Here is a 13,980-nt window from a genome sequence, read left to right on the forward strand (position 1 = left end):
GACCGCAGCATCGGCCGGCCCGGCGCGTGCGCCGAGGCCCTCCACCCGGGCGTCAGCTCCCGCGGCACCCGGCACCCGGCACCCGGCACCCGGCACCCGGCACCCGGCACCCCCGGCCACGGTCCGCGGAGCACACCCCGACGGCCCGGCACGGCGACGCCCGCCAGGCCCGCAGCACCGCCGGCGACGGCGCTCGCACGTGCCGAACGCCTTCCCGGCGAAGGACCGGGCCCGGAGGGCCCGTGAGCCCCCGTGCGGCCACCGTCGGGGCCGGATCGTCAGCCGTCCGCGCCCAGGACCAACCCGGACGTGGGAACCCCGGTGCCCGCCGTGACCAGGGTCCTGGCCGCCCCGGGTATCTGGTTCACGGACGTGCCGCGCAGCTGTCGGACCGCCTCCGCGATCCCGTTCATGCCGTGCAGATACGCCTCTCCCAGCTGGCCCCCGTGGGTGTTCAGCGGCAGCGTGTCCGCCGCCACGAAGTCCGCCGCCTCGCCCTTACCGCAGAAGCCGAACTCCTCCAGCTGCATCAGCACGAACGGGGTGAAGTGGTCGTAGAGGATGCCCACGTCGATGTCGCCGGCCGCGAGCCCCGAGGTGCGCCAGAGCTGACGGGCCACCACGCCCATCTCCGGCAGCCCGGTCAGACCGTCCCGGTAGAAGCTGGTCATCGCCTCCTGGTTGCGCCCGGCTCCCTGGGCGGCGGCCAGGACCACCGCGGGCGGGCGGCGCAGGTCACGGGCCCGCTCGACGGAGGTGACGACGATCGCCTGGCCGCCGTCGGTCTCCTGGCAGCAGTCGAGCAGCCGCAGCGGCTCGGCGATCCAGCGGGAGGCGGCGTGGTCGGCGAGCGTGATCGGCTTGCCGTAGAAGTACGCGGCCGGGTTGGTGGCCGCGTACCGCCGGTCCGTGACCGCGACGTGCCCGAACGCGTCCGGGGTCAGCCCGTACGCGTGCAGATAGCGCTGGGCGATCATGGCGACCCACGAGGCCGGCGTGAGCAGCCCGAACGGCAGCTGCCAGCCGAGCGCGGCGCCCTCCGCTGACGGCTCGCGCTGCTGCACCCCGGAGCCGAAGCGGCGCCCCGAGCGCTCGTTGAACGCCCGGTAGCAGACGACGACTTCGGCGATCCCGGTGGCGACGGCCAGCGCGGCCTGCTGGACGGTGGCGCAGGCGGCGCCACCGCCGAAGTGGACGCGGGAGAAGAAGGACAGCTCACCCATGCCCGCCGCCTGGGCGACGGTGATCTCCGGGCTGGTGTCCATCGTGAACGTGACCAGGCCGTCGACGTCGGCGGGGACGAGCCCGGCGTCGTCGAGCGCCGCGTGCACGGCCTCCACGGCGAGGGTGAGCTCGCTGCGGCCCGAGTCCTTGGAGAACTCGGTCGCGCCGATACCGGCGATGGCGGCCCGGCCGCCGAGCGAGTCCCGGGTGCGGACGCTCATCGCTCCCCCTCCCCCGGCAGCGCGACGGTGACGGTGCCGGTCACGTGGTGGCCCAGGCCGTTGGCCCCGATCACCCGCACCTGCACCACGGTGCCGTCCACCTCGGTGACCGTGCCGGTCAACGTCATCGTGTCTCCGGGGTAGTTGGGGGCACCGAGCCGGATGGCGACCTTGCGGAGCTCGGCCCGGGGGCCGAAGTGGTCGGTGATGTAACGCCCGACCAGGCCGTTGGTGGTGAGGATGTTCATGAAGATGTCCGGGGAGCCCTTCTCCCTGGCCAGCTCGGCGTCGTGGTGCACGTCCTGGTAGTCGCGGGAGGCGACCGCCCCGGCGACGATCAGGGTGCGGGTGATCGGCACGACGAGCGGCGCCAGCTCGTCCCCGGCCCGCACGGACCGTCCGGTCCCGCTCATGCCGCCTCTCCCTTCGCGAGCAGATCGCCCAGTTCGGCGAGGAGTTCCGTGCCGCAGCCCAGATACGCGTCGAGCTGGCGCCCCCACAGGAAGTGCCGGTGGACCGGGTGGTCCAGGTCCGCGCCCATGCCGCCGTGCAGGTGCTGACCGGCGTGCACGACCCGCTTGCCCGCCTCGGAGGCCCACCACGCGGCCGTCAGCGCGTGCTCGGCCGCCGGCAGGCCCTGGTCGTACCGCCACGCCGCCTCGTAGGCCGTGACCCGGATGGACTCCGTGTCCATGTGCGCGTCCGCGGCGCGCAGCTGCACCGCCTGGTTCGCGGACAGCGGCCGCCCGAACTGCTCCCGCACCGAGGTGTACGCGACCGCGCGGGCCAGCGAACCGGCGCAGACGCCCGCCTGAAGGCCGGCGAAGGCGATCCGGGCGGCGGCGAGGACGTCCGCGTACGTCCCGGCAGGGTCCTCCGCCGCGCCGCGGCCGCCGGGGCGTTCACCCGGTGTCCCCTCGCCGAGGCGTTCACCCGGTGTCCCGTCGAGGACGAGGCGGCCGGCGGACCAGGGGGCGGTGAGCTCGACCGGATCGGCGGGGCCGGTGGTGTCCGCCGTGCGCACCAGCCACAGGGCCCGGTCCTCGTCCGGCACGAGGACGTGCGTGGCGTCCCTCAGCCAGGGCACCCACGGGACGGTGCCGGTGAGCCGGCCGCCGGGCGCCGCCCGCACCGCCCCCTGGCCCTCGGCGGCCGGGAAGCATCCGGTGACCACCGTCGTGCCGTCCCGGAGCCCGGGCAGCAGCCGGGCGCGCTGCTCCTCCGTACCGTGCCGGGCGACGGCGAGCAGCCCGTACGCGCAGCTCGCCGTGAAGGGGACCTGCGCCGTCGTACGTCCCTGCTCCTCGGCGAGCAGGACGAGTCCGAGGAGTCCGGTCTCCTCGACGGCCTCGGGGAGGCCCGCGGCGCACAGCGCCTTCCACAGCTCGGCGTCGCTGCCGCCGCCGACGGCGGCGAGCCGCTCGGGGGTGGCGAGGTCGCCGAAGATCCGCGCGGCCAGCTCGCGAGCGGCCTGCTGCTCCTCGGTGGGGGTGAAGTCCATGTCAGCCCTCCCCTCCGGCGCCGGTCTCCGCCCGGAACACGGGGAGTTCGAGCTCGTCGTCCACCCGGAGGAACTCCAGTCTGACCGGCATCCCGATCCGCACCTTGTCGTACGGCACCCCGACGACGTTGCTGATCATCCGCACTCCCTCGGCCAGTTCGACGAGCCCCACCGCGTAAGGGGGGTCGAAGGCGGGGAAGGGCGGGTGGTGCATCACCACGTACGAGTAGACGCTCCCCTCGCCGCTCGCCTCGACGGTGTCCCACTCGCGCGAGCCACAGGCGTTGCACCCCGGCAGCCAGGGGAAGCGGAGGGTCGCGCAGCCGCCGCACCGCTGGATCAGCAGCCGGTGCGCGGCCACGCCGTCCCAGAATCCGGCGTTGTCGCGGTTGATCACGGGCCGGGGCCTGCGGGGCGCGGCCACCCGCGCCGGCTTGGGGGCCCTGGCCGCCGGGGCGTACTTGAGGACGCGGAAGCGGTGCGTGCCGGCGAGCTCGCCGGCGGCCCGCACGTCCATGCGGGTGGTGATGAAGTGACCGGTGCCGAGCTTCGTGGTCTTGCGCGGCGAGACGGACTCGATGACGTTGGCGAAGGTGATCTCGTCCCCCGGGCGCAGGGGCCGCAGATACTCCTGCTCGCAGTCGGTGGCCACGATCGAGGTGAATCCGGCCTCGTCGAGGAGGGCGGACAGCTCCTCGTACGCCCCGGAGCGGTCGGGGTGGCCGGACAGGCCGCCCATGGTCCACGCCTGGAGCATGGTGGGCGGCGCGACGGCCGCCGGCCCTCGGTAGGCCGGGTTGGCGTCGCCCATCGCCTCGCACCAGTGCCGGATCATGGGCTCGTTGACCGGGTCCTTGCCGACGGCGGCGTTGGACGCGGACCTTCCTTCGTACGTCTTCAGCCGCTCGTACAGCGGATCACTCACCGGGGCGCTCACCGGAGTGCCCACGGGGGTCTTCACCGGCTCGCCCACCGGCTCGCTCGCCGGGGCGCTCACCGGGGCGCTCACCGGGTCGCTCGCCGGGGCGCTCACCCGGTCGGTCTGCCCGCTCGCCGGGGCGCTCACCCGGTCGGTCTGCTCGGGGCTCATCGGCGCCCCCTCCCCTTCATGCCGAGCCGCATCGTCGCGACGATCTCGCGCTGCACCTCGCTCACCCCTCCCCCGAAGGTGTTGATCTGGGCGGCCCGGTTCATCCGCTCGAGCTCGCCGCCGGCGAACGCTCCCGGCGACCCCGCTCGGACCAGTCCGGCCCCGCCCGCGATCTCCTGACACATTCGGTACACCTCGACCGCCGATTCGGTTCCCGCGAACTTCACTCCGCTCGCGTCCCCGGGGGCGAGCCGACCGGCCCCCACGTCCCCCACCAAACGCCAGTTGAGCAGGCGCGTCGCCGCCAGACGGGCATGCGCCTCGGCGGCCCGGATCCGGATCCACGGCTCGTCAATCCGACGCCTCCCCGTCACCGGATCGGGTGTACGGGCGCTGCGGAGCGCCGACGCGTAGAAGTCCTCGGCCTGCATCCCGATCGCGGCGAGCGCGACCCGCTCGTGGTTGAGCTGGTTGGTGATGAGTCCCCAGCCGCCGTTCTCGGGCCCGACGAGGTTGCCGGCGGGGACGCGGACGGAGTCGTAGTAGGTGGCCGTGGTCATCAGGCCGCCGACGGTCTCGGTGGGCGTCCAGGAGAAGCCGGGCGCGTCGGTGGGGACGAGGATGATCGAGATGCCCCGGTGCCGGGGGGCCTCGGGGTCGGTGCGGCAGGCGAGCCAGATCCAGTCGGCGTTGTGGGCGTTGGACGTGAAGATCTTCTGGCCGTCGACGAGCCAGTCGGCGCCGCGGCCGGCCCCGGGACCCGGGCTGCCGCGGCCGTCGGTCCCGGTGCCCGGGCTGCTGCCACCGTCGGTCCCGGCCTCCGGGCTGCCGCCGCCCCCGTCCCGTACGGCGTTCCCGTCCGGGTCCCGTACGGCCTTCGTACGGAGGGAGGCCAGGTCGGTCCCGGCCTCGGGCTCGCTGTAGCCGATCGCGAAGACGGTCTCGCCGCGGAGGATGCGCGGCAGGAAGAAGCCCTTCTGCTCGTCCGTGCCGTACTTCATCAGGGTCGGGCCGACGGTGTTGAGGGTGACCATCGAGACGGGGGCACCGGCGCGGTAGGCCTCGTCGAAGAAGACGAACTGCTCGTCGGGGCCGCGGCCCTGCCCGCCGTACTCCTCCGGCCAGCCGAGCCCCAGCATGCCGTCGCCGCCTATCCGCCGCAGGAGCGCGCGCTGCGCGGCGGTGTCGGCGGCGGCCGGGGGCCCTTCGGGCATCAGGTCGCGGAAGTACGCGCGGAGCTCGGCGCGCAGCCGTAGCTGCCGTTCGGTCGGGGCGAGGTGCACGGCGACGCCTCTCGTCAGGACAGGACTGCCAGGACTGCCATGTAAGGTTTCTGACTGTCCGTCAGATCAGCACGGGCTGTCAAGGTCACCGGAAGACGCGGACGGCCCGTGCGCCGGTACCGAAGTACCGCCGCACGGGCCGTCGTTCACCCCGCGGTCTCTCCCCCCGTCGGGCCGGCTACCACCACGGAGAGAAGTTGACCACCGTGTTGTCCTGATCGATGTGCGTGAAGGCGGAGCCGTTCACGCTGGCGGTGTTGTTCTGGTTGGAGGCGCCGGAACCGGTCGCCACCTGCTGCGTGGTGGTCGAGTTGCCAAGGTTGTTGCCGCCGACACCGCTGCCGATGATCGTGGCCACGCTCGCATTCGATCCGTCGTTCGCGAACCCACCGTTGTCGGCCTGGGCCACCCCACCGAAGAGCGCGGCGGCGAGGGGCAGGGCGGCGACAGCGGCGAGAGCGCGGGCGGTACGGATGCTTGCCATGTCTGTTCCTCCGGGAACTGAAGCTCGAAGCTCTGAACTACGCATGTGACCTGGGCAGTTGGCCGACCGCCTCGGTCGTTGTGCTCGACGTCGCGAGTCCAGAGTTGCCCACCGAATCCCCGGCGAACCACCCCGGAGCGGATGATTCCCCCTCAAGCGTGAGGACAAGTCGATAAACCACCTCGACCTCGGCAAAGCCGCAGCTCAGGCGTGTCGCGGCCGGTGAGACGAAGGGGGGCCGGACGAGGCAAGAGGGGAAGCGTTTCGGCAGTTCTTCAGCCCATCCGCCCCTCCGCTTTTCCCTTCCGAAGTCCACGGCCGCCCCCTTCCCAAGCTCGAACTCATGTACGAAAATGAGCGCATGGCCGCTTCTGCCCGGCAGACCGCCGCCCTGGCCCTCGCGCACGCCCTGACCGCCGCGGAGCGCGGGCTCCCCGTCATTCCGCTGTCCCGCAGCAAGCTCCCCGCCCTGCGCTCGCCGCACCGGGGCGAGCACCGTCCGGTGCCCTGCCGCGGCGAGTGCGGCCGGCCCGGGCACGGCGTCTACGACGCCACCACGGACCCGGCCGCCGTGCGGGCGCTCTTCGCGGCGGCGCCCTGGGCGACGGGGTACGGCATCGCGTGCGGGCGCCCGCCGCACCGCCTGATCGGGGTGGACCTGGACGTGCGGGAGGGCGAGGGGGAGGAGGCCGGGACGGACGGGGTGGCCGCGCTGGCCGCGCTCGCCCGCGCGCACCGCTTCACGGTCCCGCCGACGGTCACGGTGCTCACACCGGGCGGCGGCCGGCACCTCTGGCTGACCGGCCCGCCCGACACGGTGATCCCGAACTCGGCGAGCCGCCTGGCCCCCGGCGTCGACATCCGGGGCGCGGGCGGCTACCTGGTCGGTCCCGGCTCGGCCACACCGCGCGGGACCTACCGCCTCGCACCGGGCACGGCCGATCTGCCACCGGCCCCCTGCCCCCAGGCCCTCCTGTCCCTGATCTCCCCGCCGGACCCCCCGATGCGCCCGGACCCCCCGAGACCCCCTGAGCACCCGGACAGGCGCCCGGCCTCCGGCCCGCCCGCGGACGGCCAGGGCCTGGTCCGCTTCGTGGCGGCCTCCCCACGCGGCCAGCGCAACACCCGTCTCTTCTGGGCCGCCTGCCGCGCCTACGAGAACGGCCCCGACGCCCCGCTCCTCGCGGCCCTCACGACGGCGGCCCTCGACACGGGCCTCCCGGAGTCGGAGATCGACGCGACGCTCACATCGGCGGCGGCGATCACGGCGCGGGCGACCCCGGAGCAGTGACGAGCTCCGGGCACACCACCCACGCGAGCTCCGGGCACGCCCACGAACGAAGGGGCGCCCCTGGTCGGGACACCCCTTCTGGTCAGCGACTTCGCTGATGTCGTGCGGTGGGTGTGGGATTTGAACCCACGGTGACTCGCGCCACGACGGTTTTCAAGACCGTTCCCTTAGGCCGCTCGGGCAACCCACCCTCGCTCCGGTCCACCGGTGACGGAGCGGGTACAGCGTACCGGCTGGGGGATGGAGGTCGCTTCGTGCGCCGGGGACGGGGGAGTTGGGTCAGCTGTCGCCGGTGCGCTCGCCGAGGGTGACCGTGGCCGTGGCGGTCCTGCCGTCGCGCTCGTAGGTGATCTTGACCTGGTCGCCGGGCTTGTGGGTCCAGATCTCGCTGATGAGGGTCGGGCCGCTGTCGATCTGGTGGTCGTCGAAGCCGGTGATCACGTCGCCGGGCTTCAGGCCGGCCTTGGCCGCGGGGCCGTTCGGGGTGACGGACGGGGTGCCGCCGGTGCCCTGCTCCGCGATGGTGGCGCCGGTGCCCTTGTCCTGCATGTTCACCGTGGCGCCGATGACCGGGTAGACCGGCTTCCCCGTCTTGATCAGCTGCTCGGCGACGTTCTTGGCCTGGTTGACCGGGATGGCGAAGCCGAGGCCGATCGAGCCCGCCTGCGTCTGGCCGAAACCGTTGCCCGCCGACTGGATCGCGGAGTTGATGCCGATCACGGCGCCGCTCGCGTTGAGCAGCGGGCCGCCCGAGTTGCCCGGGTTGATCGACGCGTCCGTCTGCAGCGCGCTCATGTACGAGTTCTTGCCGCCGCCCCCGTCGCCCGAGGCCACGGGACGGTTCTTGGCGCTGATGATGCCCGTCGTGACCGTGTTGGACAGGCCGAACGGCGCCCCGATCGCGATCGTCGAGTCGCCCACGGCCACCTTGTCCGAGTCGCCCAGCGGCAGCGGCGCCAGATTCGACGGGGCGTTCTTCAGCTTCAGCACGGCCACGTCATAGCCCTCGGCACGGCCGACGACCTCCGCGTCGTACGTCTTGCCGTCGGAGAACGTCGCGGAGAGCGTGCCGCCCTCCGCCGCCGAGGCCACCACGTGGTTGTTCGTGACGATGTGGCCTTCCTTGTCGTAGACGAAGCCCGTGCCCGTACCGCCCTCGCCGTCCGTACCGCCCGACTTGGCCTGGATGGTCACGACGCTCGGCAGCGCCTTCGCCGCCACCGCCGCCACCGTGCCCGGGTCGCGCTTGAACGAGGCCGGGGAGTCACCCGAGGAGACCGTCGTCGAGCTCGTCGCGTTCTCGTCGTTCTGCGACGCCGCCCAGTAGCCGATGCCGCCGCCGACGCCGCCGGCGATCAGTGCCGCGGCGAGCACCGCCGCGACCAGGCCGCCCGTGCGCTTGCGCGGCCCCGCCGGCGCGGGCTGCGCAGCCGCTGCGCCCCAGGCCGGGGCCACGGGCGGGGCGGGGGGCCAGCCGCCGGCGGAGGGCTGCGCGGGGGAGGGGTAAGGGGGCTGGTGCGCCGCCGGGGGCGTGTGGGCCGGGGCGGCGGCCTGGGCATGCGCCGGGGCCTGGGCTGCGGCCGGGTCCTGGATCGGCGGCATCGGCGCCGTCGGCGGCTCCGCCGACGCCGGGACCGACGGCATCGACGCTGTCGGCGACTCCGTCGACGACGGGATCGGCGTCGTCTCCGGCTCCGCCGAGAGCGGCGTCGGGGTCGGCTTCGTCTCCGCGTCCGCCGACGCCGGTTCCTGGGTCTCCGGCGCCGGCTCGGCCTTCCGCTCCGTCATGGCGGGCGGCGTGGGAGGAGTCGCGGGAGGGGTGGACGGGGCGCTCCGGTCCGCCGGAACCGCCGCGCCCTCGTTCTCGGTGCTCACAGCTCTCTCCTCAGTTCCCTGTCCACAAGACTGCACGGTCGCTGCGTCCAGCTTTTCCCACAGCGCGTCAGGCCACTGTAAGCCGGAGCTGTGCGTCCGCACCCCAATCCTTACATTGGGGCATAACGGACAGCCGTACCATGACGCGGTGACCCACGCACCGCAGCAACCGGACGCCCTCCCGATCCAGGTGATCGCCCACCGCGGAGCCTCCGAGGACGCTCCCGAGCACACCCTGGCCGCCTACGTGAAGGCCATCGAGGACGGGGCCGACGCCCTGGAGTGCGACGTCCGGCTCACCGCCGACGGGCACCTCGTCTGCGTCCACGACCGCCGCGTCGACCGCACCTCCAACGGGCGCGGCGCCGTCTCCGCCCTGGAGCTCGCCGATCTGGCCGCCCTCGACTTCGGCACGTGGAAGGGGCGCGAGGAGGCCCGCGAGAGTCCGGACTGGGGCGACCCCGGGGCGACCTCCGTCCTCACCCTCGAACGCCTCCTGGAGCTCGTGGCCGACGCCGGGCGGAAGATCGAGCTGGCCATCGAGACCAAGCACCCCACCCGCTGGGCCGGGCAGGTGGAGGAGAAGCTGCTCCAGCTCCTCGGCCGCTTCGGACTCGCCGCCCCCGCCGCCCCCGAGGACTCCCCCGTCCGCGTCATGAGCTTCTCGGCGCGCTCGCTGCACCGCATCGCCACGGCCGCGCCGACCCTGCCGACCGTCTCCCTCTCCCAGTTCGTCAGCCCCCGGCTGCGCGACGGGCGGCTCCCGGCCGGCGCGCGGATCGCCGGCCCGTCGGTCCGCATCGTGCGCCACCACCCCGCGGTGATCCTCCGGCTCCAGAAGAACGGGCACCAGATCCACGTGTGGACCGTGGACGACGCCGAGGACGTCGAGCTGTGCGAGCGGCTCGGCGTGAACGCGATCATCACGAACCGGCCGAAGCAGGTGCTGTCCCAATTGGGCCGCATTTAGCCCCTTGCGCCCCACCCACCGCAGGGGTGGGGGGGTGTGCACCGGCGCGTTCGGGACGTACGCGATCGTCACGAGTGCGTCACCGGAGTCGTACTGGCCGGTTTCCGGTCCAGGCCATTGGGGCATTCACCTCGTGGCGTGGGGCAAAGGAGGTCTCGGGGGTGGCGTTGGTGGTGGCACAGGAGGTGCCCACGTCGTCGAGCATGGCCGTACCCCATGGCCCTGCGGGCGTGGGTGAGGCGCGACACCGGATGCGGGAGCAGCTCTGCCGCAGCGGGATGGCCGAATCGGTCGTCGACGACGCGGTACTGATCCTTTCGGAACTGCTGAGCAACGCCTGCCGGCACGGCAGGCCGCTGGGGCGCGACGTGGAGGTCGGCGACGGGGACGTACGGGCGGCCTGGAGCATCGACGGGGCCGGCTGCCTGACGGTCGAGGTGACGGACGGCGGTGGCCCCACCAGGCCGGTTCCCGCCACACCGTCGGTGACGGCGCACGGTGGTCGCGGGCTGAACATCATCAGCGCGCTCGCGCAGGACTGGGGCGTACGGGACAGCGCGACGGGCGAGGTCACGGTGTGGGTGGTCGTCACCGAGGGCCATCGCCGCGAGGACTTCGCGGCGCGGGTCGGCGGTGGCTCGGGCCTCGACTTCCTGGACGCGTACGACGACCTGGAATGAAGGCCCGCCGCGGCGACCACGGCCCCCGGGGGCGTCCCACACGGCGGCCTCGGCCCCGAGCGCCCGGCATCCCGGCATGCGCATCCGGCTACGGCTAGGCTCGCGCCCGACACAGCACCGCCGCGATCGGGAGAAAGCCACACCATGGCCAAGAAGCGCCCCCAGACGAAGCCCGGCAAGGCCGGCAAGGCCGCCCAGGCACAGGTCACGAGCGGGGAGATCCCGGTCGTCGGCGCGCGCGAGCCGTGCCCCTGCGGTTCGGGCCGCCGCTACAAGGCCTGTCACGGCCGGGCCGCCGCGCACGCCGTCACCGAACTCGTCCAGCGCCCCTTCGAGGGCCTGCCGGGCGAGTGCGACTGGGTCGCCCTGCGCGAGCTCGTGCCCGCCGCGACCGTGCCGCTCACCCTCAAGGACGGGCTCCCCGAGGGCGTGCCGTCCGTGACGCTCGCGACCGTGCTGCCGATGGCCTGGCCGGCGCTGCGCCGCGACGACGGCTCCGTGCTGCTCGCGCTGCAGAACGAGTCGTCCTCCGGCGACCTGGCCCGCGACCTGGCCGACACCCTGGAGCGCGCGCTCGTGGCCGAGCCGGGTACGCCGGTCGCCCCGCGGCGCGTACCGGCGGAGGGACCGCGACTTCAGGACATGCTCGACGCGGCCAGCGATTTCGCGCCGGTCGTGCACACCGGTTTCGAATTCTGGATTCCGGAGTCCTCGGACAATTCCAACCCCGAGGTCGCCGCCTCCCTGGAGCGGGCCAACGCCGCCGCGATCCCCACCGTCAAGCTGACGAGCGTCGACTCCTCCTACTGGTGCGAGACCCCGGACAAGAACCACCTGCGCTGGGTCATGCCGCACCCGGAGGAGAAGCTGCTCGACGCGCTGGCCCGGCTGCAGGCCGCCGGCACCTCCTCGCTCGGCCCGGACACCCGCCTCGTCGGCTCGTTCCGGGCGCACGGCCTGATGGTTCCGGTGTGGGACCTGCCGACCTCGATGACGGCGGAGGACTGCGAGAAGCCCGCCGCCGAGTTCGCCGAGCGCCTCGCCGCCGCCCTCGCCACCGACGCCCCGCTCACCACCGAGGAGCGCCGGGCGCGCGGCGGTCTCACCAACCGTCAGGTGACGCTCAGCTGATACCCCGGGTGGTATCCGTGACTGACAGACCGACCAGTCGGTGACGTCCGCCACAACCCTTCGGCCAAGGGACGAAATCCCTGTCCGAATAACCGAGATCGAATTTGCGAACGGCAGATCTCTTGTTACCGTTCTGGAAGCCCGGTCGCTGGTGCATCCCCCGTCGCCAGCGATCGGGCGTTCTCATGCCCGAAGCCAGGAGAAGGTTCAACTACCTTCGGTCTCCGGGCTGTTGCTCCCCGAACGCAGCAACAGCGGTGTGCTGTCCCCCTCACCCGCTCCGGCGAATTCCGCCACGGCCGAATAGTCCCCGGTCCCGCCCCGGCCGCGTTCCTGCGGCGTCTCGCACATCCCCGGTTCGTCCCGCGCCTCGACCGCGCACCCCACCTGCACGGTCCGCCCACCGGGGGCCATCAGCGTGAGCACCACGTCGATCGCCCGGCCCGTCGCGTTGCGGTAATACGTACGCGCCCAGACGTCGGCGCCCTCCGCCACCACACAGGTCTGCGCCTCCACGCCGTCGGGCGAGGCGAGTTCGGGGCCGCAGCGCGTCGCCGAGTCGGCGGGCGGCTCCGCCGCACGAGAGGCCTCACGGAGGGACGCGGGCGGCTCGGGGGAGGAGCCACGAACGGCGGGCGCACGGGAGGACCCCAGGTCCAGTCCCGTGAGCAGTGCTTCCGGCTTCCCGTCCGCGGGCGGGCGGGCGACCCCTGCCGTACCCGCGCTCACGGCACCGTCGGCACCGCCGGATCCACCAGATCCGGCCGGATTCCCCGACGGGCCCGCGGAGGCCGCGATCGGCACCAGTACGGCGATCGCCACGGCGGCACCGAGTCCCAGACCGCGCAGCTTCGCCGGACTCATTCGCCCCATACCTCGGACCACCTGTTCTCCGGAACGGATCCCCCGGCGAAGATATCCGCGGCCGGCGGGCTCCTTGCCGGCCGCGCGCCCGTTTCCCCTGGATGTCGGGGAGTTCCGCACCCGTTCGGGTGAGACCCGGTGCGGGAGGCTCAGTGGGCGAACCGGCTGCCGCCGCCCGGCAGGCTCGTGCTGGCCTCGACCAGGGCGTCCACGACCGCCTCCACGTCCGGCAGCCACGGCCGCGCCGAGCCCTCCAGCGGCGCCCGTTCCCAGCGGACCTGCCCGGTCCCGGTGGTCGAGGGCGGCAGCGGCAGATAGCCGCCGTCGCCGTGGAAGCGCAGCGAACCGGGCACGCCGTCCTTCGCGTGGAGCAGCTCGCCGAGGCGTTCGAGGCCGTACGGGGCGACGAGGATCGCCCATCGGGTGGGCGTGGCCACGACCGGACCGAGCCGCATGTCCTGGGTGTCGAGCGCGGCGAGCGCCCGGGCGCCGGCGAGCGCCGGGAGGCTGATCGCGCAGGGAGCGCGGCCGCCGGTGGCCAGCAGGACCGGGGCCTCGGGGCGGCTGCTCCACCACCAGCGGATCATGCGGGCGTCCGTGGTGGCGGCGAGCAGGCCGGGGTCGAAGGGGTGGGCGCCGGGCACGACGCACTCGGGGTCGGGGCACGCACAGGCCGCGACGGCGGGCGCGGCCGTCCCGTCCGGCGTTGGGCCGCCCGCCGGCCGCCCGTCGGTCCGCGCCCCGCCGATCAGGGACCCCATCGCCCGTTCGCCGGCCGCGCGCCAGCCGGCCAGCGTGCCCGTCCGGCGCGTTCCGCGTGCCGCCGGTGCCGCCCGCAGGCCCACGCCGGGCAGGACGGGCCAGTCCCAGGCCGTGGCGCACAGGAGTGCCGCGTCGAGCTGGGTCATGCCGGCCTTCGTGCCGAGGTCGACACCCTCCGTGCCCGCCTCGCGCTTCCCGCGCCGGAACCGGAGCCTGCGTCGCCTTCCGAGGATCTCGCGCATGAGCGCTCGTTCCTTTCCGTTGAACGCCGAATCCACATCACACTACGTGCAGATCACTTCACTGTGCGTATCGCTGTGCATCTCAGCGCGTACGAGCTCGCGGGCGCTCCGGAAGGAGGCATGTTCCCCGCCACTCGGGGTAAGGGCGCGTCCTGCGGCAATGCGGACGCCCGGGTTCCGCGTCCGTTCCCAGGGGCGTGTCCAACTGCCCCTGCCCGTCACCGATTACGTACCCGTCACGCTCAAAATGACGCGCTTTCAAACGACGCCAGTCGACCGCAAATGGTGCACACCGGGGGTAATTTTCGGCCAACTTCCCCTACTCTTCAACCCTCTCGCCACATCCCACAGACACCAGAAGT

The 13,980-nt window shown here is 73.4% G+C and carries 13 protein-coding genes and 1 tRNA gene; 4 read left to right on the top strand and 10 right to left on the bottom strand.

Going from position 1 to position 13,980, the window contains the following annotated elements:
- Nucleotides 1-278: 278 nt before the first annotated feature.
- The 6 genes from AB0M16_RS19120 to AB0M16_RS19145 form a co-directional block, all read right to left on the bottom strand.
- Nucleotides 279-1,445, bottom strand: coding sequence for a lipid-transfer protein (locus tag AB0M16_RS19120; RefSeq protein ID WP_365344266.1), 1,167 nt, complete (start codon nt 1,443-1,445; stop codon nt 279-281).
- Nucleotides 1,442-1,858 (bottom strand): MaoC family dehydratase, encoded by a 417-nt coding sequence (locus tag AB0M16_RS19125; protein ID WP_365344268.1) that lies wholly within the window; start codon nt 1,856-1,858, stop codon nt 1,442-1,444. Before AB0M16_RS19125 ends, AB0M16_RS19120 begins: the two co-directional genes overlap by 4 nt.
- Nucleotides 1,855-2,946, bottom strand: coding sequence for an acyl-CoA dehydrogenase family protein (locus tag AB0M16_RS19130; RefSeq protein WP_365344270.1), 1,092 nt, complete (start codon nt 2,944-2,946; stop codon nt 1,855-1,857). The genes AB0M16_RS19125 and AB0M16_RS19130 overlap by 4 nt, the downstream gene beginning before the upstream one ends.
- Nucleotide 2,947: 1 nt before the next feature.
- Nucleotides 2,948-4,036 (bottom strand): bifunctional MaoC family dehydratase N-terminal/OB-fold nucleic acid binding domain-containing protein, encoded by a 1,089-nt coding sequence (locus AB0M16_RS19135; protein ID WP_365344272.1) that lies wholly within the window; start codon nt 4,034-4,036, stop codon nt 2,948-2,950.
- Nucleotides 4,033-5,319 (bottom strand): acyl-CoA dehydrogenase family protein, encoded by a 1,287-nt coding sequence (locus AB0M16_RS19140; protein WP_365344274.1) that lies wholly within the window; start codon nt 5,317-5,319, stop codon nt 4,033-4,035. The genes AB0M16_RS19135 and AB0M16_RS19140 overlap by 4 nt, the downstream gene beginning before the upstream one ends.
- Nucleotides 5,320-5,497: 178 nt before the next feature.
- Entirely contained in the window at nt 5,498-5,803 is a 306-nt protein-coding gene (locus AB0M16_RS19145; RefSeq protein ID WP_365344277.1) for a hypothetical protein, read from the bottom strand.
- Between the two features lie 361 nt (nt 5,804-6,164).
- Between AB0M16_RS19145 and AB0M16_RS19150 the strand changes: the two genes are divergently transcribed.
- On the top strand, nt 6,165-7,094 hold the full coding sequence (locus AB0M16_RS19150; protein ID WP_365344279.1) for a bifunctional DNA primase/polymerase: 930 nt from the start codon (nt 6,165-6,167) through the stop codon (nt 7,092-7,094).
- A gap of 105 nt (nt 7,095-7,199) precedes the next feature.
- On the opposite strand, the gene AB0M16_RS19155 is transcribed toward AB0M16_RS19150, so the two are convergent.
- Both AB0M16_RS19155 and AB0M16_RS19160 read right to left on the bottom strand, forming a co-directional pair.
- A tRNA-Ser gene (locus AB0M16_RS19155) sits at nt 7,200-7,284 on the bottom strand.
- A gap of 89 nt (nt 7,285-7,373) precedes the next feature.
- The gene (locus tag AB0M16_RS19160; RefSeq protein ID WP_365344282.1) at nt 7,374-8,969 is read right to left on the bottom strand and encodes a trypsin-like peptidase domain-containing protein; all 1,596 of its coding nucleotides are present in this window, start codon (nt 8,967-8,969) and stop codon (nt 7,374-7,376) included.
- A 148-nt stretch (nt 8,970-9,117) separates the two neighbouring features.
- On the opposite strand from AB0M16_RS19160, the gene AB0M16_RS19165 reads away from it, so the two are divergent.
- The 3 genes from AB0M16_RS19165 (at nt 9,118) to AB0M16_RS19175 (ending at nt 11,750) form a co-directional block, all read left to right on the top strand.
- Nucleotides 9,118-9,939, top strand: a complete 822-nt coding sequence (locus AB0M16_RS19165; RefSeq protein WP_365344284.1) for a glycerophosphodiester phosphodiesterase — start codon at nt 9,118-9,120, stop codon at nt 9,937-9,939.
- Between the two features lie 74 nt (nt 9,940-10,013).
- Nucleotides 10,014-10,619, top strand: a complete 606-nt coding sequence (locus tag AB0M16_RS19170; protein WP_365344286.1) for an ATP-binding protein — start codon at nt 10,014-10,016, stop codon at nt 10,617-10,619.
- Nucleotides 10,620-10,763: 144 nt separating this feature from the next.
- Entirely contained in the window at nt 10,764-11,750 is a 987-nt protein-coding gene (locus tag AB0M16_RS19175; RefSeq protein WP_365344288.1) for a DUF5926 family protein, read from the top strand.
- Nucleotides 11,751-11,957: 207 nt separating this feature from the next.
- Here the strand turns inward: AB0M16_RS19175 and AB0M16_RS19180 are convergent, their stop codons facing one another.
- The gene (locus tag AB0M16_RS19180; RefSeq protein ID WP_365344290.1) at nt 11,958-12,614 is read right to left on the bottom strand and encodes a hypothetical protein; all 657 of its coding nucleotides are present in this window, start codon (nt 12,612-12,614) and stop codon (nt 11,958-11,960) included.
- A 149-nt stretch (nt 12,615-12,763) separates the two neighbouring features.
- Entirely contained in the window at nt 12,764-13,618 is an 855-nt protein-coding gene (locus tag AB0M16_RS19185; RefSeq protein ID WP_365344292.1) for a bifunctional DNA primase/polymerase, read from the bottom strand.
- Nucleotides 13,619-13,980: the final 362 nt, after the last annotated feature.

This window comes from Streptomyces sp. NPDC051921, assembly GCF_040680975.1.
In the GTDB taxonomy this organism is placed as follows: Bacteria; Actinomycetota; Actinomycetes; order Streptomycetales; family Streptomycetaceae; genus Streptomyces.

What these genes read in the sequence shown, in the direction of transcription:
- AB0M16_RS19120 (WP_365344266.1), bottom strand. Translation starts at nt 1,445, where the DNA reads ATGAGCGTCCGCACCCGGGACTCGCTCGGCGGCCGGGCCGCCATCGCC.
- AB0M16_RS19125 (WP_365344268.1), bottom strand. Translation starts at nt 1,858, where the DNA reads ATGAGCGGGACCGGACGGTCCGTGCGGGCCGGGGACGAGCTGGCGCCG.
- AB0M16_RS19130 (WP_365344270.1), bottom strand. Translation starts at nt 2,946, where the DNA reads ATGGACTTCACCCCCACCGAGGAGCAGCAGGCCGCTCGCGAGCTGGCC.
- AB0M16_RS19135 (WP_365344272.1), bottom strand. Translation starts at nt 4,036, where the DNA reads ATGAGCCCCGAGCAGACCGACCGGGTGAGCGCCCCGGCGAGCGGGCAG.
- AB0M16_RS19145 (WP_365344277.1), bottom strand. Translation starts at nt 5,803, where the DNA reads ATGGCAAGCATCCGTACCGCCCGCGCTCTCGCCGCTGTCGCCGCCCTG.
- AB0M16_RS19150 (WP_365344279.1), top strand. Translation starts at nt 6,165, where the DNA reads ATGGCCGCTTCTGCCCGGCAGACCGCCGCCCTGGCCCTCGCGCACGCC.
- AB0M16_RS19175 (WP_365344288.1), top strand. Translation starts at nt 10,764, where the DNA reads ATGGCCAAGAAGCGCCCCCAGACGAAGCCCGGCAAGGCCGGCAAGGCC.
- AB0M16_RS19180 (WP_365344290.1), bottom strand. Translation starts at nt 12,614, where the DNA reads ATGAGTCCGGCGAAGCTGCGCGGTCTGGGACTCGGTGCCGCCGTGGCG.
- AB0M16_RS19185 (WP_365344292.1), bottom strand. Translation starts at nt 13,618, where the DNA reads ATGCGCGAGATCCTCGGAAGGCGACGCAGGCTCCGGTTCCGGCGCGGG.